Source organism: Agarilytica rhodophyticola (assembly GCF_002157225.2).
GTDB lineage: Bacteria > Pseudomonadota > Gammaproteobacteria > Pseudomonadales > Cellvibrionaceae > Agarilytica > Agarilytica rhodophyticola.
Genome location: NZ_CP020038.1, coordinates 6029393 through 6052605, shown reverse-complemented (window position 1 = coordinate 6052605; position 23213 = coordinate 6029393). Strand labels below are relative to the sequence as shown.

At 37.3% G+C, this 23213-nt stretch carries 16 protein-coding genes; 7 read left to right on the top strand and 9 right to left on the bottom strand.

Translation table 11 applies throughout. The features are described from left to right. Positions 1-9 precede the first annotated feature (9 nt). Together BVC89_RS25030 and BVC89_RS25025 are read right to left on the bottom strand one after the other, a co-directional pair. Positions 10-912, bottom strand: coding sequence for a LysR family transcriptional regulator (locus BVC89_RS25030; RefSeq protein WP_086933832.1), 903 nt, complete (start codon positions 910-912; stop codon positions 10-12). A 347-nt stretch (positions 913-1259) separates the two neighbouring features. After that, positions 1260-1814: a hypothetical protein gene (locus BVC89_RS25025; RefSeq protein ID WP_086933831.1), complete on the bottom strand. Its 555-nt coding sequence runs from the start codon at positions 1812-1814 to the stop codon at positions 1260-1262. Positions 1815-2127: 313 nt separating this feature from the next. On the opposite strand from BVC89_RS25025, the gene BVC89_RS25020 reads away from it, so the two are divergent. After that, the gene (locus BVC89_RS25020) at positions 2128-2481 is read left to right on the top strand and encodes a MerR family DNA-binding protein (protein WP_158658114.1); all 354 of its coding nucleotides are present in this window, start codon (positions 2128-2130) and stop codon (positions 2479-2481) included. 930 nt (positions 2482-3411) lie between these two features. After that, complete coding sequence (locus BVC89_RS25015; RefSeq protein ID WP_158658113.1) at positions 3412-6801, top strand: S8 family serine peptidase; 3390 nt, start codon at positions 3412-3414, stop codon at positions 6799-6801. Between the two features lie 121 nt (positions 6802-6922). Here the strand turns inward: BVC89_RS25015 and BVC89_RS25010 are convergent, their stop codons facing one another. Continuing rightward, entirely contained in the window at positions 6923-7519 is a 597-nt protein-coding gene (locus BVC89_RS25010) for a hypothetical protein (RefSeq protein ID WP_086933828.1), read from the bottom strand. 387 nt (positions 7520-7906) lie between these two features. Here BVC89_RS25010 and BVC89_RS25005 point away from each other — a divergent pair, with 387 nt between their 5' ends. Continuing rightward, entirely contained in the window at positions 7907-9127 is a 1221-nt protein-coding gene (locus BVC89_RS25005) for a tetratricopeptide repeat protein (RefSeq protein ID WP_158658112.1), read from the top strand. Positions 9128-9201: 74 nt separating this feature from the next. Here BVC89_RS25005 and BVC89_RS25000 read toward each other — a convergent pair whose 3' ends face one another. Next, a complete protein-coding gene (locus BVC89_RS25000; RefSeq protein WP_086933826.1) occupies positions 9202-10098 on the bottom strand; it encodes a LysR family transcriptional regulator in 897 nt (298 codons plus the stop codon). A 148-nt stretch (positions 10099-10246) separates the two neighbouring features. Here BVC89_RS25000 and BVC89_RS24995 point away from each other — a divergent pair, with 148 nt between their 5' ends. From BVC89_RS24995 to BVC89_RS24985, 3 genes are read left to right on the top strand one after another with little or no spacing between them, the layout of a single operon-like run. Then, a complete protein-coding gene (locus tag BVC89_RS24995) occupies positions 10247-10627 on the top strand; it encodes a YybH family protein (protein WP_086933825.1) in 381 nt (126 codons plus the stop codon). 31 nt (positions 10628-10658) lie between these two features. Beyond that, positions 10659-11096 (top strand): hypothetical protein, encoded by a 438-nt coding sequence (locus tag BVC89_RS24990; protein ID WP_086933824.1) that lies wholly within the window; start codon positions 10659-10661, stop codon positions 11094-11096. Between the two features lie 23 nt (positions 11097-11119). Beyond that, positions 11120-11512 carry a YybH family protein gene (locus BVC89_RS24985; RefSeq protein ID WP_086933823.1) on the top strand — a complete coding sequence of 131 codons (393 nt, stop codon included), beginning with the start codon at positions 11120-11122 and terminating at the stop codon, positions 11510-11512. Positions 11513-11570: 58 nt separating this feature from the next. Here BVC89_RS24985 and BVC89_RS24980 read toward each other — a convergent pair whose 3' ends face one another. Further along, entirely contained in the window at positions 11571-13334 is a 1764-nt protein-coding gene (locus BVC89_RS24980; protein ID WP_086933822.1) for a PA domain-containing protein, read from the bottom strand. Between the two features lie 5 nt (positions 13335-13339). After that, positions 13340-13759 carry a post-PEP-CTERM-1 domain-containing protein gene (locus BVC89_RS24975; RefSeq protein WP_086933821.1) on the bottom strand — a complete coding sequence of 140 codons (420 nt, stop codon included), beginning with the start codon at positions 13757-13759 and terminating at the stop codon, positions 13340-13342. Positions 13760-15026: 1267 nt separating this feature from the next. Between BVC89_RS24975 and BVC89_RS24970 the strand changes: the two genes are divergently transcribed. Next, positions 15027-17411 (top strand): M4 family metallopeptidase, encoded by a 2385-nt coding sequence (locus BVC89_RS24970; protein ID WP_086933820.1) that lies wholly within the window; start codon positions 15027-15029, stop codon positions 17409-17411. A gap of 73 nt (positions 17412-17484) precedes the next feature. On the opposite strand, the gene aroQ is transcribed toward BVC89_RS24970, so the two are convergent. From aroQ to BVC89_RS24955, 3 genes are all read right to left on the bottom strand, one after another. Continuing rightward, entirely contained in the window at positions 17485-18117 is a 633-nt protein-coding gene (aroQ, locus tag BVC89_RS24965; protein WP_086933819.1) for a gamma subclass chorismate mutase AroQ, read from the bottom strand. A gap of 289 nt (positions 18118-18406) precedes the next feature. After that, complete coding sequence (locus BVC89_RS24960; protein ID WP_158658111.1) at positions 18407-21166, bottom strand: TonB-dependent receptor domain-containing protein; 2760 nt, start codon at positions 21164-21166, stop codon at positions 18407-18409. Between the two features lie 946 nt (positions 21167-22112). Continuing rightward, positions 22113-23210 carry a hypothetical protein gene (locus tag BVC89_RS24955; protein WP_086933817.1) on the bottom strand — a complete coding sequence of 366 codons (1098 nt, stop codon included), beginning with the start codon at positions 23208-23210 and terminating at the stop codon, positions 22113-22115. Between the last annotated feature and the right edge of the window lie 3 nt (positions 23211-23213).

Sequence of the window (23213 nt, the reverse complement as noted above, 5' to 3'; positions counted from 1 at the left end):
GGTGGTAATTTAAGAGATGCACTTTTGCCAGTAAGGTTTATCAGCAAAACGCTCAGAGAAAAAATCAATAAATGCTCTCACTTTTGGCGCCAGTAAACGGGAGCTTGGGTATACCGCCCAAATAGCTGTGTTGGATATGAGTGGATAATCTTTTAGCACCTGAATGAGTTCTCCACTTTGTACCTGTTGGTAACAGCACCAAGTGGAGCTTAGTGTGAGCCCTAAACCTTTAACCGAAGCATCTCTAGCTGCCTCACCATTATCTGTTCGAAATACGTTGTTAGTTTTGATGTTTACTTTGCCGTCAGGCGTGTTAAATATCCAATTTTCTAACCCGATGAGATTAACACATTGATGATTTTCTAAATCTTGTGGGGAATGAGGCTCACCATGTTTAGCTAAATAACTTGGGGAAGCACAAATGATCCGTGTGACTGGAGCTAACTTTCGTACGATTAATGTAGAATCATTTAGCTCTGCATCACGTATTGCGATATCGAAACCTCCTTCCACCATATCAATAATGCAATCACTAAGATGTAAATCGATACGTAAATCCTGATAACGCTGTAAGAAATCATCGATCGCTGGTAGTAAGTGCATACGTCCAAAAGAGGCGGGAGCCGCCACTCTTAATTTTCCTTGTGGACTTACACTGCCAACACCGATTGAAGCTCGTGCACTCTCGACCTTTTCCAGTACTTCCATAGCATGGGGCAAAAAAGTTTTTCCTTCCTCGGTAAGTGATACACGGCGCGTCGTTCGATGTATTAAGCGTACACCTAAATCTTCCTCTATTTTATTTATATGAGAACTGGAAACCGCTGGTGATAAGCCGAGTTCCTTACCTGCCAAACTAATATTCTGGATAGCAGCAATACGGACGAATAACTTCAAGTGTTCAAGGTTCATAGCTTATTATCAATAAAAATTAAAAACTGATTTAACTGAAAATATGGTTATCAGTATTATAGCTAATAAATATACGGTATTAGCCGATTGATATACAGCTTTTTATGCCTAGCCGAGAATTTCAAACGCTAGATTCATCTAGTGATTCCCTTTATGAGTAATAATTTCTAATCATCTTAGATGATGGTTTTAAAAAAATTATTCTCATATAATAAATAATTAAAGGGCTTTAGTTGGCTTTTAAAGAGCCCTCTAAATGCAAAACTAAATAAGAAAATTTTAGTGAAATATGCTGTAAAGAGAGCAGCTATCTAGAAATAAATACGTTTTTAAAAAATAAATGCCTACTATGAACGTCTATTTTTATAGTAACAAATATTTCTATGAAATTTTCGATTAATCATTTTAGAATAAGAAAACAAATCTGGATTTAATTGCTTTACTGCTGTCCAATTATATGCTTCTACAATATCGAGAAAACGCGTGGTTAGGTCTCTAACATCAATAGGTGCTTGTCCATTGCCAAAAGACATCCATTGATAGATAAATACTACAGTAAAAAAATCACTTTCATCATCTTTATACACCTTTATCGAGTGTGCATTACCAATAGACTCTGTAAACGCAAGTTGTCCTTGAGCGAGCATATTCTGTATAGACTCAAGAAGATTGATTTTATCAACTTGCCAGATATTGATACCGTACATTGGAGCCCCCACTTGCTGAGATTTTTTTCCAAATACTTGTAACCAAGCGTCTGTATCTTGTTGTGGATCTGGGTTATTAATTTTTGGACATTCAAATTTTGATTCCCAATATGTATTTGTTGTTTCTAAAGCATGGACATTTTTTTGTATAAAAATTATCGTAATAAGGGTTAAAAGTAAGTAAGTTATTTTCATGATTACCTCAGTGTTAATTCTTCGTTGTTAAGTCGGTAGTGCAAAAATTTAAGGAAATTCTGCGTTTTTGATAGTTTTTTCAATATTGAATATATTTCCTCCTCATCTTAATTTAACAAAAGATGTGATAAACCTTTTTACAAGCCGCTGGTTTATGTTTTCCTGGCGAACGGAAAATATGAATAAATAATGTTCACATCGATTCTGTGTATTGTCATATTTGATTGTATTTCCAATAGAGTTATACTGATTTAAATACTGTAAACCATTGACTATGCTCCATAGTCAATAGAATTATTTGGAGGTTTGAATCTTGTTGATTGGTGCTTTAAGTAAGAAAATTGGCGTATCGGTGGATACTATTCGGTTTTATGAGAAGAAAGGTTTAATCAAATATACGACTGTTACTGAAAATAACTATCGTCATTATGACGAATCTGTGGCTCACAAACTCACCTCTATTCTACAAGCAAAGGCTCTAGGTTTTAGCTTAAGAGAAATTCGAGAGCTGTCTGACCTAACGGATAACAACTATCTCTCTTCTTCTGAGAGAAATAAGATTCTTGACGATAAAATAATGGATATTGATGAAAAGATACATCAGCTTGAAGAAATGAAAAATCGTTTGTTGAGCAAAAAGGAAGAAGTAAAAAAAGGGAAATGCTAATAATAGGAATAGGCTGTTTTATCCAGTATATTAAAGAAATTATGAGAAAAATAGTATAAAATTTATCAGCAGCTACCTTGATTTTAGTAGATTAGAGTTCGACGTGTATTACCGACGATAAATAAATACAGCTCTCGAAAAATCCGAAGCATTTGTTATTAGAGATGCTTGGAGAGAAGATCAGCTTGCGCAAGATTATTTATTTGTCTTTTGATCTGTTTATCTTATCTATTTATCCCTTTACTTACTTATCTATGCGGATTTTATAAAAATAATAAAAGTTTGGATTTGCGATGCCTATTTTATTATAAAAACTTGTTTCCTGTATGTTGTTTTCGAATTGCAGTTTATATCTCTTAAGAAGATATTATACAACTTTTGGTGGTATTACATTATTAGTAAATATGATAGCGTTGTATTCTATACGTAACGCGTATTATATGTTTGCTTTAAGGCGACAAATTGTTAAAAAAGATGAAAAAGACGAAAGTTTGTAATGCTTGAATTGCATTCTCAGGAGTGAAAAATTAAAAATTTATTGAAGTTGCTTTGTATGGTGATTACTGAGTTTAAAGTTATTCCTGTTTAAATACAATTTAATAAATTTTTTCCTAATAAGGAACTTAGTAGTATTTGTGTTAAATGGAATATGGCTAAGTGTTAATGTAGTTAAGCATAAAAAAATATTAATTCTCTACTTAAGGATGAGGTCATATATGAATCTTACTTTATACAGACACTACAGGCTGAGGCCTTAGCCTGTTTATTATATTTTAAAACTGTTTTCAATATCAATTTCTGGGTGATATATATCCTAATGTGGGGGAGTGGGAAAATATGATTGTTTTTTCGAATTTTTCTTTTGGTTTTTTGTATTCTAGATTGTGTGAAAAAATTTATTGGTTGGGGTTTTTTTTCTCAATATTTTATATGAATTATAGTTATGGGAATGAGAGTTCAAATCGTGTAGATTTAAAAATAGGGAATATTCGAAGCTCATTACCAAACACAGGCTTGTTATCTAGATATGTGCAAGAAAAGCCGAAACGTACTTTGCTACAGCCTTGGCAAAACCGAGAGCGAATTGTTGTTAAGTTTCGGGAAAATTCAGCAGTGGCGTTGATTGGTGGTCAATTGCAATCAGCTGCTGGGTTGAATTTAATACGACTAAATAAAGTATTATCTCAACATAGTATTACTCAAAAACAATTACAGCGTTACTTTGATCAGCCTACATCACAATTAAGCCAAATGAAACTTCAAGGTGAAGCACGTAGTAAACGAGAGTTAGCTAATTTAAACCTGTATTACTCACTTACCCTAAAATCAAATATCGACGCAGCTCAAGTATGTGATGATTTAAATGCCTTAGATATCATTGAATTCGCAGAGCCTGAGCCTCTACCGGCGCCATTACCAATTGATTTGAGCCCTGTAACACCAGATTTTTCTGACCGTCAAAGTTACCTTGATTCCGCTCCGGTTGGCATTAGCGCAATGTCGAGCCGTCGAGTTCCTGGGGTGAGAGGTGACGGAATGCAAATCGTTGATATTGAATACGATTGGGTACTCGATCACGAAGACCTTGAATTACCACCTTCGGCTAATATTGATAGTGCGACCCTTTCTAACCCTTTTCCAGAAAATGAAGCGAATCATGGTACTGCTGTTTTAGGTCAGTTAATAGGGGGTGATAATGGCTATGGTATCACCGGTATCGTGCCTCAATCTTCGGCCTTGGTTATTCCTGCAATAACAGAAGAGTTTGGTTACAACGTTGGACGTGCGATAAATTTAGCTGCGTCTCACTTAAATCCTGGTGATGTTATTCTTATTGAACAACAAACAACGGTATGCGATCAAGCTTATGGCCCGGTAGAGTGGTTCACTCCTTGGTTTGACGCTATTTCTACTGCTACAGCTAATGGTATTATAGTTATCATGGCTGCCGGTAATGGCCAGGTAAATTTGGATGATCCAAGTTGTCAGTCACGCTTCGATACGAGTGTGCGAGATTCCGGAGCAATTATTGTGGGGGCAGGGCATAAAGACACTCGCGCAAGGCTTTCTTTTTCCAGTTATGGTAGCCGCGTAAATTTGCAAGGTTGGGGGCGTTTAGTTGCTACCACAGGTTATGGAAACTTATTTAATCCTGGCGATATTCGTCAGCGCTATACTCGTTTGTTTTCGGGTACTTCCAGTGCTTCGCCCATTGTTGCGGGCGCGGCTCTTGCCGTGCAAGGCAGCCTTAAAGCCGCCAATGCACCACTTTTGACTTCGATGCAAATGAGACAGCTATTAATGGCAACCGGCACAGCGCAAAGTGGCAACGACCATATTGGCCCTTTACCTAACATTAATAGTGCGTTGTTAACATTTGATCGTGATGGCGATGAGTTATTAGATTCTCTAGAGCTAAGTTTAGGTACTGATCCAGATGCCGCAGACAGCGACGGTGACGGTATCTTAGATTACGATGAATTAAATCGCGATGGTGATCCAACCAATTATACTGCCGGTGTTGATAGTGACCCAGGTGCTAATCCTACTACTGGAATTGATCCAAATGTTGCCGACCCGCGAGATACAGATGGTGATGGACTGCTGGATAATGAAGATGCAAACCCTGCAGTTAGCGATTCAAGCCCAATCTTTTCCCGGAGTATCGATATTGGTGTAGCAGGTCAAAATGGAAGCTTTAACTATGATGCTACAGATAATGCATACACAATAGAAACATCGGCCTTTGATCTCGGCGGTTCGGCAGATCAAGTTTTTTATATTTATGAAACTATTAGCGGTGATTTTGATGTACAAGCTCGTATTGCAAGTATTTCGAATCACTATGCTAAAGCCGGGCTTATGGTTCGTAATAGTTTGGAACCGAGTGACAGCCAATTATCCATTGCTATCGAACGCTCCGCTGGCGGTTTACAGATTCACCGAACAGAAGAGCTAGGTAATACCCATTATCTCGCCTCTTCTTTAGCGATGGCAGAAGGTCATTGGGTAAGATTAGAAAAAATAGCTAATACATTGCGCAGTTATGGGTCTAGTGACGGTGTTAATTGGACACTTGTTGGGAGCGAGACAATGGCTATGGACTCTGATTTTTACCTAGGTATTGTTGCTGTTAATTCGGAAACATCTACTCGCACCACTATTGTTGTTGATGAAGTGAAGAGGAGCAATGATACGACCGCAAATACCGCACCCACAATTAGTATCGGTGAGCCTGTTGACAATAGTCAATTTATATTGGGTGATAATGTTACGTTTTCAGCTGTGGCTCATGATCAACAAGAAGGAGATCTATCTGCTGCTATTACATGGCAGTCAGATATCGACGGTGAGCTTGGTAATGCCAGCAGCATTAACATAACTTCACTTAGCCTTGGTGTTCACCTTATTACTGCCAGTGTCCAAGATAGCGGTAATTTGATCGCCACAGATACGGTTTCGATTACTATTAACAATCCAGTAAATACTCAGCCGTTAATTAATATTACTGCTCCGACAGACAGCATAGTTTTTAGTGAAGGTGATATGATTAATTTTATTGCTTCGGCGATAGATAACGAAGATGGTGATATTAGCTCCAATATTACTTGGTCATCAGATATTGATAATGCTATTGGTTCTGGTAGTAATGTTTCTACCGATACCCTTAGTGTAGGTTTACACACAATTACAGCTACTGTGGCAGACAGCGAAAACCTAATAAATACCGCGACAATACAAGTAAGCGTAGAACCTCAAGGTAGTTCGTCACCAGTAGTTTTTGATCATAGTATAGATATAGGCATCACCAATTTAGCGGGTGGCTTGTCCTACGACAGTAATACAGGCGTTTATAATTTAACTTCTTCTGGTTTTGATGTGGGAGGAGTTTCCGACAATTTTTTCTTCGCCTATACGCAAAGATCTGGCGATATTGATATTCGAGCACGAATCACCTACATTGACAGCTTTTATGCCAAAACGGGTTTAATGATACGTAGTAGTTTAGATAGTAACAGTATGCATGCCGCTATGACACTTGAGCATCTATCTGGTGGCGTCAGCATTTATCGTGATAATATTGACGCAAGTACAATTTATCATAGCCTATCTACCAATATCACACTTGGTGCTTGGGTAAGATTACAAAAAGTTGGAGATACAATAAACCGTTATGCTTCTGAAAATGGTGTAACTTGGACTTTAGTTGCTTCCAGTACGTTAACTATTGGCGATAATTACTTTATCGGTATTTGTGCTGTTAGTAATGAAAGTGGTGGCATAACAAATAGTACGGTGGAAAACCTTACCATCGAGTAAGGTTAACTGAATCCTATTAAACAAATCCAACAAAGAGTGTATATTCGTGATATACACTCTTTTACTTAGTGTTAGTGTTTTTATCTTCAGCTTTTAACAGCGCTATGCGCTTCTCAAGTTCTTAAGTTTCCTGCAAACTATTCTCAATTTTTTTTCGGGATATATCGTCTAATTCACATTGTTTTAATACGAAATCAGCAGTTTTAATAACATTTTTAACTCTTGGATATTTGGGGAGCTTATTGATGCTTAAATAGCGTTCCATAGTGCGTGCAATTAAACGCCCATTATTTATATAAACCTTCCATTGTTTACTACATTCGGCTAGCTCCAACTTACTTCTTTGAGTTGATGTTTCCCAATAATGTAGTGTTAAAACCATAAGATTAACAATGGACTTTTTAAAATTTTTATCCAATTCGACATGGTAATTAACATTTTTCATAACTTCTCTTTGTCGATGTGAAAAGTGCTCTTCATTTTTTGAATCACTTTGATGCTTGTTGAATTTCTTCAAATAATCTAATTTTTCTTCTATTGAATGTATGAGATTTTCAAGGTTTCTATCTCTATTATTTTTCATTAATAGGAAGGAATGATGATTAAGCTTATGCTGTAAACTATTTAAAGATGATTCGATAATATAGAAGTTATAATTTAAGTCATTAATTAAATAGCTCTCGTCAATACTTTTGCTATCAAGATTACCATTTTCCATGAAAGTGAATCCTTTTATTAAGATAGTAATTGTTTCTTTAATTGAATCACTGACTAATAAAGTTTAACTTGGAAAATAAATTTATTATCAATATCTAGGCTATTAGTGACGTTAAGCTACATAGGGTTGCATGATTATCGCGCCAATATAGACCTCAATTCCTCATTGATATAGCAAGGGTTCGTTATAACAATCTAACGGTTTTAAAATATTGTTCTAATGCAAAAGATATTGATAACGAGTTAATTACTGCTTGTTAAAATTACATTATCTAAAGTGGTAATAAATACGAATAATTATGGAATGGTAGTAGTATGTAAAATTTTTTACGTATTAACAGATTTTGCAAAGTCTAACGTAGAATATATGATGAGGCACAGCGCTTTGGTGCGATATATTAAAGGTAGATTCGTAGACTTTTCTTGCTTTGATGTTGAAAATGATAAACAAATAACACTAGAACTATCCGGCCACAAGCTTGGCGATTCTAAATGCTGTAATCCCATTATGGCGACTGCTAACTATCTATTTGATAGTCTTCGGCATGATATTTTTAAAGTCGAACATGGTGAGATTTACGCTGCACTAACCCAACTTTCAACCTCGGAGGATAATATTAAAGTAGATAGCTCTGAGGGTGTTAAAGTCCACCAGCTAGATAAAATAAAGGTAGACTTTAGCTATAAAAAAATTACCAATCACTATTATGATAATAAAGAGTTTAATGATTTACTTAGCAGTTACTCTACACAATTAAAAGATGAGCACTTTATTTTCCCCATTGGGGGGTTGCATTGTCTGGAGAATCTAAAGACCATAAGTAATGGTCGTTACTTCACTATTGCGGCGGACAAAGGTAATTGCGAGATACACGAAATTGCTTATAGTCGTGCTCCTAGCTTTAGCTTACATGGTAACTGTTTTTCTATGCAGGTGAACTTTCATGCTTTGACACATTATTCGGCTATGTCTGATGGCGATTATATTATTCAAAAGGCACAAACAGGTCTTTCCAGTGTTGTCATGTTATCGGGGTTAGAGTTTTCTGATTTTGTCGAAACACGGCATGCCATTGATAATTATTTACACCGTTACAGTCCTGCAACCCTTTTCAAATTGTATGCCTATATCCGTGATTCTATCGAAGTTTGTACGCCTGATACGTTTTTAGCACTGATGAATTTGACTGATTGGGACTCTCATATTTTTAATAAATATATTGAGGTACTCTTAGAAAAACTGCCTAGCTGCTCCTTAAATACCATACACGCCATCCACGAAGGAATACCGAAAATTACTGAGAATTTTTATCATATGCCTGGAACTATAGATACTTTTGTTGGCATCGTATTATTTTATCAGGAACTTGGTGAATACGAGGAAGCTTTAGCATATTATGATTTATCTATTGAATATTATGGAAACGCTGATCATATTAGCTATAACCAGGGCTTGTGTTACTATTACTCGGATAACTATCAGCTCGCCTATGAGAAATTTGAGCAAGCTTTGGCATTAAACCCTAACTTTGAGTACGCCTCTTATTGGCGAGATAAACTACTGGATCGTTTTAAATTAGCAGAAGACAATACCTCTACAGCCATATAACTAGCAAATATCTAACTGTTAAAACCTTTATAACTATTTATCTTGATAACGCCTCGCTTAATTTATTAAGCAACCTAACCATTCATCACCTTTGCCAATTCAATAAAAGCTCTTAATCTTGCTGGCATATTGCGCTTGCTTAAATAATTAATTGAATATCTAGGTAGTGATGGTACTTGCCCCACTAATACTTCCACCAGCTTACCCTGAACAATAGATGGTTCGGCCGTTTTTGTATAAAGGTAAGCAAGCCCTAAACCCGCCTCAGCAAAATGCAACATTGAAGTCATATCATTAACCATTAATCGTGGCTTTGGCATTGCAGTATATTCGCCCTCTACGCCGACAAAAGTCCAAGGCGCTAATCGAGCAGTATTACCAAAAGCAAAACAAATTCCGTCGTGTTGCAAAATATCATGAGGTGTTTTCGGTGTACCTTTATCTTTTATGTAAGAGGGCGAAGCAACAACACTTAGATCTAAGCTTGGGCCTATAGAGATGGCGTGAGTGTCTTTCTCCAGGAGAGTTTGCGCTCGGATAGTGGCATCGACTTTGGCGCTTACCAAGTCGACTTTCTCGTCATCATATATAATCTCAATATTGACTGATGGATACTTAGTACTATATTGGCTGAGAAGGTCGTTGAGGAAAAAGGTACCACTAGCATAAGGTGCACTTAGTCTGAGGGTTCCTGAGACCGCATCAAGGTCATCACTCAATTCTAAAATAGCGCTTTCGAGATCTTTAATTGCCGGCAAACTACGCTGGTAAAGGCGCTCCCCCGCCGATGTAAGGGCTATCTTTCGCGTCGTTCTATCGATCAGGCGCACGCCTATACGATCTTCAAAACGCTGTACCGCTTCGCTTACAGAGCCAGCTCCTAACTTTAGTTTATCCGCTGCTGCACGAAAGCCATTGGTGCGTGCTACCTCTACGAATATTGCCATGTCATTAAAATTATTACGCTGCATTGTTCTATATTCCGATCAATATGTTTTAAATTATGCTATTTAATCTAACTATAGAATGGCCTATATTTCTCTTCATTGCAACACGTCATAGGCAAATCTTTGTATATACAAGGTTGTCTCTCAAACATACAAATTGTGGAGTTTTACGATGAGTGATATTGATGAAGTAAAGAATGCGTTAAATGATTGGCTAACAGGTTTAGATAATGGCGAGATAGAGAAAATGTTGGCCACTTGTGACCCTGAAGTAATTATTTGTAATGAACATCAACCGACAACTGTGGGCGTACAGGCCGTGAGAGATAAATATGCCCCACGTATTGAGGCTGGTGTTTTTAAGTCAACTTTTGAGACCCAGCATATTAAAGTCTATGGTGATCTCGCCATGATCGTAGGTCACTACGGTGTTGACTTCACAAATAAAACTACAGGCGAAAAAGGTGGCGGTTCCGGTCGTTTAGCTCTAGTTTACAGGAAACATCCCGATGGATCGTGGAAGTTACTGCTCGATATAGATAACAATGACTGATTTGGAATGACCAAAGAGAAGAGAAAATATTATGAACACACTCTTAGATGATGTTCGAAATGAAATTATAAATCTTCATGATTTTTTTGTTAGTTGGTTTAATGGAACAGTAAGGCAAGACGAACTTGATAGTAAATTTTTGTCGAAGTTAGATAAAAACCTTACTTTTATTGCACCGGAAGGTAGTGTCTTTTCTGTTTCTGATCTTGCTACTAATTTTCAGCAGGCTTATGGAATAAATAAAGAATTCCGTATTCAGATACGCGACGTAAAGATATGTCAAACAATGACTGATCATATACTAGTGACATATACCGAATGGCAGGTTGGTGCCAAAGCTTCTGAAAAATCTTCTAATGCACGTATTACTAGCGCCTTAATAACAAAAGCAAAGCCATTTAAATGGTTGCATATTCAAGAAACTTGGTTGCCCGAATCGGTGCGCAGCGCAGACTCTTTTAATTTTTAAATAAAAATTTGGAAGTAATTAACATGACAGATATACAAAAAACTATGGCAAAAAAACCTCGTGAAATAGCTGATCGAGTATCGGAGTTTCTCCTAGCAGGGGATTTAGAAGGAGTGATTTCAATGTTCCACCCAGAATGCAGGATGTTTTTTCCACCTAATGAACCACCAAAAGTTGGCAAGCAGGGGGCGCGTGATGCATTTGCCGAGTTTATTAAAATGCGCCCTACACTTATTTCTAATGTAACTAGCGAAGTTATTGTAGGAGATACTGCATTACTACAGGCCGAATGGCGTTTTGAAGGCCCCGACGGTTCAGTCATTGCAGAAGGTAGTTCTACCGAAGTTGCGAAGCAATTAGATAACGGCGGTTGGGTATACTATATTGATTGCCCTTTAGGGCCACCTAAAATATAAAATAAAATTAGGGCCTCACAAGGAGGCCCATCCGGTTTTTATCGTCTTACTTTTTTTGTTACCATTTTTTCTTCAAAAAATGGCGAACATTTGAGACTACGGCACAGCCTTTTAAGCCATATCTTTCTCTGTCTGAAATGAGACCTAAGTCACGAATATCAGAAAGTGCCTGCTTTGAACATTTAATACCTGATCGTAAGTCCTCAGAGCTGTCTAAACAGATTCCTATTTGTTTATTAACCACATCGGAGAGACGACAAACGTTGGCAACCTTTCTGTTTTTCACAAAAGTAGGGCAGCCCATAATTGCGACTCGGCGTCGTGGATATCCGACATTACAATCGGAGCTAGTAGCCGGAATGTCTGCGTCGAAATTCACTGACCAGCCGATATCTGCAAATAAGTCATCAGTAAGATCGACATCTGTTGCAGCTTGCAGAGTATCTGTAATAGCAGGCTCCATTAACAAGTTAGGTATAGCGGCAGTATCATAATGAGATATCGATGAGCCTGGTTGCACAGGATTCGGTGCATTAAGGCGTACTCTATTTAAATCGTCTGCGCCTGCTAAACGGGTAGGATCAATGGCTACACGAATAAATACACCGTTGTCTGCTTCTTCACGTATAAGTGCGCCATCTTCTTGGCTAATGCCTACGGCGGGTATTACGATGTTGGCATTAGTTCCACCTAAGGCAATAGCTCCGCCAGCATTGTTAGCAATGAGCACTCCTACAGCTCCTGCATCCTGAGCGTTTTGTGCTTTATCAGCAAAGCTACAGGAGCCACGATCAATTAGTGCTATTTTTCCTTCCACATCGGTACCGTTAACTAATGGTTCACAGCCGTCGGTTATCGATGCGCCGCCTTCGTCAATAGCAATAGCGACTTGGCCGTCCAAATTTTCAGGGCTTGGTGACGGACCAAAATTAGCGAAGCCAAAGTCTACTTCACCAGCAAGGGTTTCTGGTTGGGTGATTTCTAAGAATTGCCTATCGTCTAATATATTAGGTGCTTGAGCACTGACATTTTCGCCTATCCATACAACATTTCCGGTATTTACAAATGATTGAACGCGCTGCTCGTCTGTCATTTCTGCATGAGTTAGACCGATGGAATTATCAAAACTTAGTGTGGTATAAACATCTTGCATGCCGCCAGCTAATGCCCCTGTGGTGACATTTGCGAAGTTCTGAAAACCTAAACCGTGACCAACTTCGTGCATAAAAGTATTGAGAAAATCGATACCATTTTCAGGGGGGGTGTTGTCTAAGCCATAGTACCAAAACGAATCCTCTAAACATCCTTCCTGGCCGATATTGCCATTAAAGTTTGCCACTATCTCGTCATTAAAAGGAGGTTGCAGTGGACCGGGATCTGGCTCGCCGGGGGGAATTCCCATCATTTCGGCAAAGATATCTTCTCCTGCGATTGAATTTGCAAGAGCTGCACCATACAAAGTTCCAGGTAGCGGTGCATTGGCAAAGTCAGCAAAAATTTGTAGCGCGCCTGCTTGAGCTAGAGTACCGCCAGTAGCATCGCAATTAAGTCCTGCAAATGAGCCTTGAACAACAATAGTCGGTTCACTATTAAGCCGTGCTCCCCATAAATCTAAAGCAAATTGGTAAGCAATTAAACGCTGCTCGCCAACGGTAATACCTATATTTCCCCCCACAGGAGTGGCCGGAGTTGGATCATTAAAACCCACACCAGGTAAGTCAACATTGTTAATAACAATGTTAGCACCAGCGAAAGAAAGTGAAGAAAAGCCCGTTAACATTGCTGCGCAAGTAGTGGCTAGAAATAATTTTTTTGTCTTCATTATTTTTATCGCTCCGGTAATGCAGAATTATTGTTTTCAATCTTATGATCACCATGTTGTATTACTAGCGAACCCTTTTTATTTTTTTTGCCATAGATAGATTGAAATTTTGATGGATCAAGAACCATTGAACTCACGCCATTAGCGTGATGCTGCATTTGTCCGGCAACTTCAGATAATGCACTATTGTTTTGCATGTTAAGCTGTTGAGAGCTAAATTCTTGTCGATTCATTGCCGCTGCTTCTTCTGCTGTTGGCGCTCTTAACTGCCCCGTCTCTTTATCTCTCACAACTTTTAATGCCGCGGATGTTGCCGCAGATGATTTTTGTGTGTGTGTGTGTGTTTCTGTTGCATTGACTTGATTTATTGACATAAGCATAAGCGCGAGGATCGAACTCGACGCAATTGAGTATATCGTTTTCATAGTGGGTCTCACCTATTGAAGTTGTGTTTAGAGAGCCTTTACAAACAATCTCTTGTTATGGACTTTCAAAGACGAATCTATGTTTTTATAGCTTATTAAACTAAGTAATCTTTTATTCGTCAGCATTCAGAAAGCCGACAAGGTATTAATATATAGAGACGCTCTTAAGAGATAATTAACAGCATTATTATTATGCTCGAATCAAAAAAACATAAATAAACACTGTTATTTCGTAATTTAACTCGACGTAGAACTACGTATTACGATGCCAGTCTATCTTCGGATTAAATTAAACGCAATTTTCAAATATAACATTTTTATCCAGTTTTTAATTTTTAAAAAGATACGATATATCATCCAGGGCGTTCGGCAATTTTTAATATATCACGAGGTTTTCTGGGGAAATAATATTTTTACTTAATAAGATATTCTTGGTGTTTTTTATAAATAATATTCGGAATAGGTTTTGTGATAAAATGTTGTTTTTCGCGACTGTTGTGGGTAAGTTAGTAGTGTTTTTCTACTTATTTAAGTAAGTAATAATTAAGTTTTTTATATAGAAAAATATTAATTTTTTTAAAGAATAAATTATTGTATGAATGAAATAAATCAGTATGTTGTTGCTCTTATTTACAGCATGATATCGTTAAGTTAAATTTTAAAAAGAGGTGTTTTTTAAAATAAACGAAATTATAAAAAAATAATTATTTAACTATAAAGATATCTATATACTCTAAATTTTATGGTCTTTCATCGCTAATAGAAATGGCTGTTATTTTTTCGAAGAAAATTAAAGCTATGGATTAAAGTGATTTTTTGTCTAGTGTTTGTATTTACGATAAAGAATATTAGCTCAGCTTTTATTGTTTGAGATTAATGTCTCAAATAGGCCTGCTGCTATTGAAATTTTATTTTTAATAAACTAAATTTAATTAATAGTCTTGTTTATGGAAAAATTTCTAACTGCTATAGAGTTTGTTATCACTGAATTAATTTATTCTACCTTCTCTTAAAAACATTGGTTACCACGATTATACACCGTATAAGATTTTCGAAAGCTAGTTATGTAGTCATTAGAAGCTTCTTTGGCTATTGCTATTCATTCCATTTATCTCGCTGTTGTTGTGTGTAGTTACACATAGTGTTTTTAAGAGAGGGATCGTTAGTTTGGCTATTTTTTATTTTATAAAGATAAAAAATAGTTTTTATTTAAAAATAAATGTATTAGTAAAGATAAGTTTCTTCCTATATTTTAGTGGAATTTTTTATGATTAATAAATGTAAATTTGGCTTTTTATCAAAAGTCACTTTTCTTTTTTTGACTTGTAATATTTCTTTTAATTCGGCTTTTGCTGAAAAAAATGAAATTAAAAAATATGAAAAATTAAAGAAGTACGTCAATAAGGTAAAACACCTGAATAAAAAAAGCCGCCCGGTAAAAAGTCAGGCAAATACACTTTTTCATGGTATTCAAAACATAGTAACAGAGAAATCGAGGCCTAATAAATTTATTCTTCGTGATACAACCAGAGGTAAAGGTATTCGAACAATTGTAAGCTCAAGACCTGATGGCAAGGTTCTGTCTAACAATAGCCGTTTTTGGAATGTAGAAACTATTGATAGGAAAGCATTAGATGCTCATTATGTGACACAGTCATTCTATGACATTATGTTAAAGGATTTTAACTGGGATGGAATCGATAATGAAGGTGGCTTATTACGTGTAGATGTTGGTAGCGGCAATGGTGTTACCGGTTCTTGGAATGCCACTGGTATTGTGGTTGGAGATGGCGATTGTTCTTATGGTCCCTCTGTAACTGCAGATATTATAGCCCACGAATTTATGCACGGCATTGTAGAACATACCTCTGGTCTAGGCGTTGGGGCTATCAATGAGAGTATTGCTGACATGATGGGACAATATATTGAATATAAGATGGATAAGGGCAATTTTTCATGGGAGGTAGCAAATAGTTCTAACCCATCATTGCCCCCTGCACGTATAATGGATGATCCGAATAGGGTAGGCATGCCGTCTTACTTTGAAGGCAAATACTGGAATGATTCGGGTTCAGTTCACCATCGAGGCGGAGTTGCGTCATTCTGGTTTACGCTAGTATCTGATGGGCGAATAGGCGTTAATGAAATCGGGGTTGATTATTCTGTACCACGAATAGGAATAGAGAAGGCTGCTCAAGTTATCTTTCTTGCCAACAGGGAATATTTGACACGAGGCACATACTCTGACTTTTATAAAAGTACTGTTTTAGCTGCTGAGGAATTATTTGGTTTAGGTTCGACAGAGGTCTTTGCTGTAAAAGAGGCATGGCGAGCAGTTGGTTTACCTACAGCTCAAGATGTAGAAGGTGTTGATCTATCTATTCAAAATGGGGTTAGATTATCAGAGAATTTTGTGTGCGGAATAGATACATTCCACCCTATAGATATACGGGTTACAAATTTTGGTACAAAAGCTTACACACCAGATATGAACGCCAGTTTTGTGCTCAATAGTTCACTTCCTATCGATAATAGAGAAGTGCTAATTACAGATACTATTCCTGCAGGAAAGTCTGTTACTTATACAATAAATGAATGGTTAATTTCAGCTTCTCTTGGAAAGGAAGAAGTTGAAGCAACTCTGAACTTTCCAGAAGATATCGATGATTCTAATCACACTTACCAGAATGATTATACGTTTAAATCTACCTCGCCGGATTTATCTCTCACTTCACAGTTAGGGCCTTTCGTGCCAAGGATCAACACTGCGGGAATGTGCGGTTCCGATCGCTACAGTTTGGCTTTTGAAATCAGAAACAATTCATGTGCGACAATTAGAAAAGGAACCAAACTTAATCTGCAATTAGCGGATAATCAAGGGAACATTGTTTACCAGAAAAAATATAGAGTACCTCATAAAGTTCAGGCCTTTGGTTCGATTATTGAAACACTACCGGTAAATATGAAGAATGTAGATAGCGGCACCTTACATTTCCTAGCAAACTATAATCGGGATAGTGATACAACTAATAATAGTGTAGAAATAGATTTTGAAAGGCGCTATACAATAATAGAAAATTATATCAACACTTTTGATAATGAACCGGAAACAGATAAATTCTTGCGCACACTAACTAACTCAAGTAATGGTGAAACAGTTAAATTAAATAATGAAACATATTATTTAGCGATAGGTAATGCCGAGCAATACGGTGATTTTTTTGACGGCGTTGCTATACCATGTACAGATATCGATAATGCTTATCGGTATATAGCGGCTCCTGGCGATGAGTATTCAGCTTCTCTGGCTTTCTGTGTTGATGCGAGGAAGATGAAAAAGCCTATATTATCGTTTGATATGGTTCAATTTCGGAATAATATACGTGATGACGATCCTCGATCATCTGTATTATTTCTGAGCTGGTCAGGGACTCATAATCATACCGAAACCATCATGGGGCAGGTTGAGGGTGAATCGGTTCACTACCAGAGGGAGCTTCCTCCAGGTTTTGTAGGTGAGGTTACGTTAAAAACATATACAGAAATTGGTGACGAATTCTTTATTTTCTTACCAGACATTATTCTACCTGAAGAGCAAGACCTCATATTATTAGATAATTTGCAGATACAAACGAATGGAAGGGTAAGATAGTTGAAGGAGATACTAAGGCGAACTATTTTTCGCCTTAGTTTGTATTTTTTTTCGCGTAGCTTTAAATGATAGATTATCGATCTTCTAGCTGTGCGGAGCCACTTAAAGCTTGGCTGCTATTTGTAAATGATAAATAAGGTGACACTACAGGTCTTATTTCACTTAGACTTTTGCACACTTTTATTTTTGCATCTAATGGTAGTAATTCCACGTCAAGTTTGGGGATAAGTGCATCACAAAGTTGTTTGCTTGACAACTGTGCTAGCCAAATTGAATCGGCAGCTAACAAATGCATAATCTCTTCACCTAAACTATTGAGGCTAGGGCGTATTTCAGTTTTAAGATTGGGCCCTTCAGGTAATTGGATATTATCCATCTTACGCCATTTTTCATGCCATGCTATTTGAATAGCCTTAGCTGCATCCATTTGCATTTGGAAAAAGTTGCGAGAGGAAGCTGGCTGCAAACCTAGTGATATGGCCTTTTCTGTAGTTCTTTCTAATATGCGCTCTTCACGATATAGGTCTTCTACTTGTAAGTGATTGTGCCATTTATATAACGCCACGTCTTTCATTATTGAAAGTCGTTTTGCCATCACCTCAAACAGAGGGTTTAACGCTTCAGTTGCTTCTTCATTGGCATAAGTGGGAACAGCGGCAATGAAAATAAACAAACAAAAACAAAATGTTTCAATTTTTTTTATCATGTTAAGCTAAAATGCCTCATATTAAATGGTAGACAGACATACTCTTAACTAAAATCTATCCATTAATGTGGAACGAATACTCGCCGGATTAATAGATACACTCCCGGTGCAAACAAAATAGCTTCAATATAATAGGTACAATATATTGGGCGCTATATGAGGCATCAGTAATTAGGGACAAGCCCTTCATACCCTTTATACTAAACCTGCTAATAAATATAGACAAGTGTATGGTCTACAGTTCCCTCGATCTGCCATCCTTGGCATTGTAATGAAGCCTTATAATGTTCTAGAACTTATAAGATGCTTGTACATATCCAAAAAGACCACGCACGTCGTAAATACCAGGGGCAGTTGTATCGGCACTACCATTATTCTCGTATAGCTGTGTTACGATAGGTGATTCCTCATCGGTGACGTTTTCTACGCCAGCACTAATGAGTAATTTAGGTGTCGCTTGGTAGCCAGCAAAAAGATCGAGATAGGTAACGGCATCGATATCATTACCCAGTGCAATAGTTGGATCAGCATCAATACTTTGTACAGCATCATCTAAATGACGCACTGTCATTCCGATATACCAGTTTGACTGAGTAAGCTGGAGAGTAGTGTTGATTCTATTTTCAATATTGTCTACACGGCCAGCAAGATCTTGCTCTTGTGCTAAGTCATTTACTTTTCTTGTATGCTCAAGTAAGTGAGTGTAAACACCTGACCATTCTAATTCACCTTCGCCCAGTATCCATGCGTGATTGAACGACAGTTCTATACCAGATACATCTTCTTCTGCTAGGTTAGTTTGCTCACTACGTATTGAAGTAATGAAGCCTGAAGTTGAATCTCGCGTAATGTTGTTACAGAAAAATGGATCTAATGTGTCAACACAACGATTTAGAGTTGCCTGAGGGCTAAATGCATCAGCCAATACATCTTCCATAGATATTTGATAATAATCTAAAGAGATAACGGTTGAATTGAAAGTAAGTACGGCACCTAAGGTAGCTGTTATAGCTGTTTCAGAATCCAGGTTCTCATTACCACCAGTAACACTTCGAATCTGTTGATCCAAGTCACTAGGATTATAATTTGCGGCAACCAATTGACTACAGTTAGCTGAAGGTGTCAGTGCCGAGCCGTCATCGGCAAGCGTGTCACATGGATCTGCGATACCAGATGTAATACTAGCATCAGGTGAGGCTAGCTCTAAAATATTTGGCGCACGAGTTGCCGAACCAACACTGCTGCGGAAACGTAAATATTCATTTACTGCTAAGTCAGCTGTGAGGCCTGCAGTAAACTCTGAACCTACAGAGCTATAATCTGAGAACCTTGCTGATACACCAACATCAAATAATGCTGTTAGTGGTAATTTAAGTTCACCGAAAACTTCAGAAACATCGTAGCTGCTATCGGTGGTACCGAAGAAGGTACGTGTACCCTTTAAACCAACGAGATTACCAGAGCCTGTTTCAGGGTCAGTCACTGCAAGCAAACCACTATTTGGTTCTATAGTGGCAGACTCGTCTCTATACTCAAAGCCGATAACATAAGCAGCATTGCGTCCGCCAATTTTAAATGCGTCTCCTGTAACGTAGCCACCGAATACATGTTGAGTACTCTCACTATCACTTTCCAAATCATCCGCCACATAGGCTAATGATGCTCGGTCAATTGTACCGCGGCCATATATATCAGCAAATACACAGCCTGATGTCGCAGCACATTCTTGCGGATTTATTGCAGTAATAAATCGTTGCTTATCAATTGTATCGAAGTCTGTTTGAGTAGCATCAACCTGCCCGTACTGATAAAACAGTTCATAATTTGCATTACCAATGTTGCCCTCAAGACCAAATACGAAACGGGTCAATTCACGCTCAACTTGAGCGCGACGTGGGCCGTACTCATCGAGCCTTCTGTTAGATACACGTAAATTTCCACCCAAATTATTGGTTGTATTTACGCCATCTACGTTTACTGTTGGTGCAGTGGGAAAGCGGAAGCCGGCGGTGCCTGAAGAAGCAAAGCCTGCGTCGCTAAAAATAGCCAATTGAGGATCGAACTGAATTTCAGTTTCAGTATTATTATAAGTTCCTTCAATAAAAAACTCGGAACTATCGCTCACTTGGAAATCCACTCGACCAGAAATCAAAAATCTTTCTGTTTCATTAAGCAAAGAGCGAGTAGGCGCGCGTTGAAATCTCTCCAAAGCTAAACCTGGAACATAGCTGCCATCGGTATCAAAGCGACCGTTACCCAAATCTGCACTTATGTAAGAACCTTGGGGGGTCACACCAGAACCATTGGCGGCGGCGCTTAAGCCTGTGGCTGCGCTACCATCGAATTGGGCGAAGTCTCTATCACGACCGAACACTGGTTGTTGATCTGAATACTCCAATGAAAATTGATAACCGCCAGACTTAAATTCCCCACCATGGGTAAAACTTAGTGCTGTTTCTTCGGCATCGTCCTCGCCTGAGGCGCCGCCGCGAATGGTGAATTCATTACCTACAAAATCTGTTTTTAAAATAACGTTAACTACACCCGTTACTGCGTCAGCACCATATACTGCTGAGGCACCACCGGTTAATATTTCTACACGCTCTATAAGGCCTACAGGTATACTATTTAAATCAACCGAAGATGTGCCTACATCTCCACCAACATGGCGTCTACCATTAACTAAAACCAAGCTACGATTATCACCCAAGTTACGTAAGTTGATCGTTCGAGCATCAGCGCTGAAACCACCATTTAATGAATTAATACTGGAACCACCTGGTTGGCCATCACCAAACATAGGTAACTCGTTAAGTATATCTCCGGCAGTTAGACGACCAGAAGCGCGCAAATAATCACCATCAAGAACAGTTACAGGTTGAACTGATACATCATTATCTGTGCCTAGAATACGAGTACCGGTAATCTCGATTTGTTCAAGTGTAAAATCAACATCTTGAGCGAAGGCATTTGGCATAAATGATGCCACTGCTATAGCGAGCAGAGTTTTACAAAATGGTTGGTGTAGTTGCTGATTTTTCAACTGCATTTCTCCCGAGTAATAACAATAATAAGTAATGAATAAGTAAATCAGACAATGGTGACCGCACCGAATCATGCCACCTTGTAGGTAGGTCAATGCTGCGTTGAAAAATTATTTATAAAATATATTCAATTACATCGATGCATCATTCTAGAGTCTGGAAATAAATTTAATTTTGGCCGGGTTATTATTTGAGGTGAGAGGCTTCTTAATATATTAAATAATAAATGCTTTTCCCGTTTCGGCATTATTGTATAGATTCTGGATGAACTAGCAATACAGTTTTATATCACCAAAAAAGATTGTTGCGCCAATATGTTGTTTTGGCGCCAGTAAATGTATAAGAGTGCTAAGAAAGCCGACACTAAATAGAGCAGCTATTACAGCAAAAAGAATTTTAGACGACACATTGTTAATGTTTGTAAATTAATAATTTGATTAACGTGTTATTTTTTAGATTGATTTTTGTTCACCTTAAAATAATAATTAACAGGTGATGGGTAATAAAAAGTGTATATAGGTTTTTTATAAGATTAATTTAACTAACATGGCTAACATATTAAAGAAAATAAAACAGACAATTCATTTCGATTTTAAGAAGTTGTCGCGAAATATATCATTTGAGTTATATTGAGTTAATTTTTTTGCATTGTACGAATTAATATTTTGGTAATGACTTTAATTTAGTAATTTATCTCGTTATCTTTATAGAGCTACTGATAGATTGGTTTGCCAATATCAAATGACTAATGATGTGTCCTACAAGCGGTGAAACTACAATGCTGCTGAGAAGCTTTGTAGTTACACATATAGACACAAATTTTAAATGACAACTTAAAAAATAGATATCATGTATGATATCTATCAAATCCTAATTATATTAAATGCCCAAATTCATACAATTGAAATAAAAGGTTATTACATTGATTCGCATCATAGATTAGCAACATTTTTACTTGCTTTGATGTAGATTACTTTCATTTTTGTTAATACTCTGACTTATGTTATCAACAATTCGATCCATTATTGAAAATAATACATCTACGTTATAGCCCATTAAGAAGGCAAGAGCCATAGGAGACAAAGATGCAAGAGCATCTGTGTTATCGGGCTTTAGAAACCATCCTATAATCATTCCACCCAGAGCTCCCAGTGTTAAACGAAGGCGAAATTTTATTTCTGAATTCATTGTGTATGTCATAGATTTTATTTCCATCATGAGTGTTCGCAAAATAAAAATAAATGCTCCTAGTAAACCATAAAGTAGTGGTAAAAAATATCCTTGAAATGTATCTAAAACAAAACCTGATGAGAGAATGTTTTCAAATAACTTAATCCTTTCTGTATGTAAAATATGAGACTGTTCTAATTCAACTAATGCTTGGTTATTAGCATCTGCATAGCTTTCTATCTCAGATTTCTTACCTTCATAGACTGTTTGAAAATATTTTGGCATCGTACCTTTGAATTCAGCACCGAACGACCACACTTTATTCCACCTATTCAGTAAACTATTATTAGCATCAAACTCTTGGTTTTGTAAGTTGAGATCACTTTTTAGTCTTTTTAGTTTTTTGTCACCTGGAGATAAATCTTCTATTTCTTCACTTATAATTTTCCTCTCAGATATATTTTCTATTAAATTTGCTCTTATCTGGTGACCGAAAAGCCAGTATGCTTGTATAGTCAAAAGAAATATTAAAGCGAATATTGTATTTCTCCTATACCAGGATACAGCCTTTTCAGCATTAGTTTTTTTCCTTCTTTTTCCTTCATAAGTAGGAATGATTGCATTTAAGCTTTCGACTGTAACCGGGTATATTATCTTTGCAAGTTTGTCATAGTTAGATAAAAAAATTACTTCATCTTCGGAGCCCCATTGGTTTTCTGATATTTTGTATTTGGCTTGTACAATAATATTTGTGACATCAGGATCAAGCTCAATATCACCATTTTTGGCTATGTATGAAATCAATCGTTGGCTATCATCAACAATTTTTATAATATCTAAGGATATATTGCCATTTTCCGCATCTTTATCTTTCAACATAAG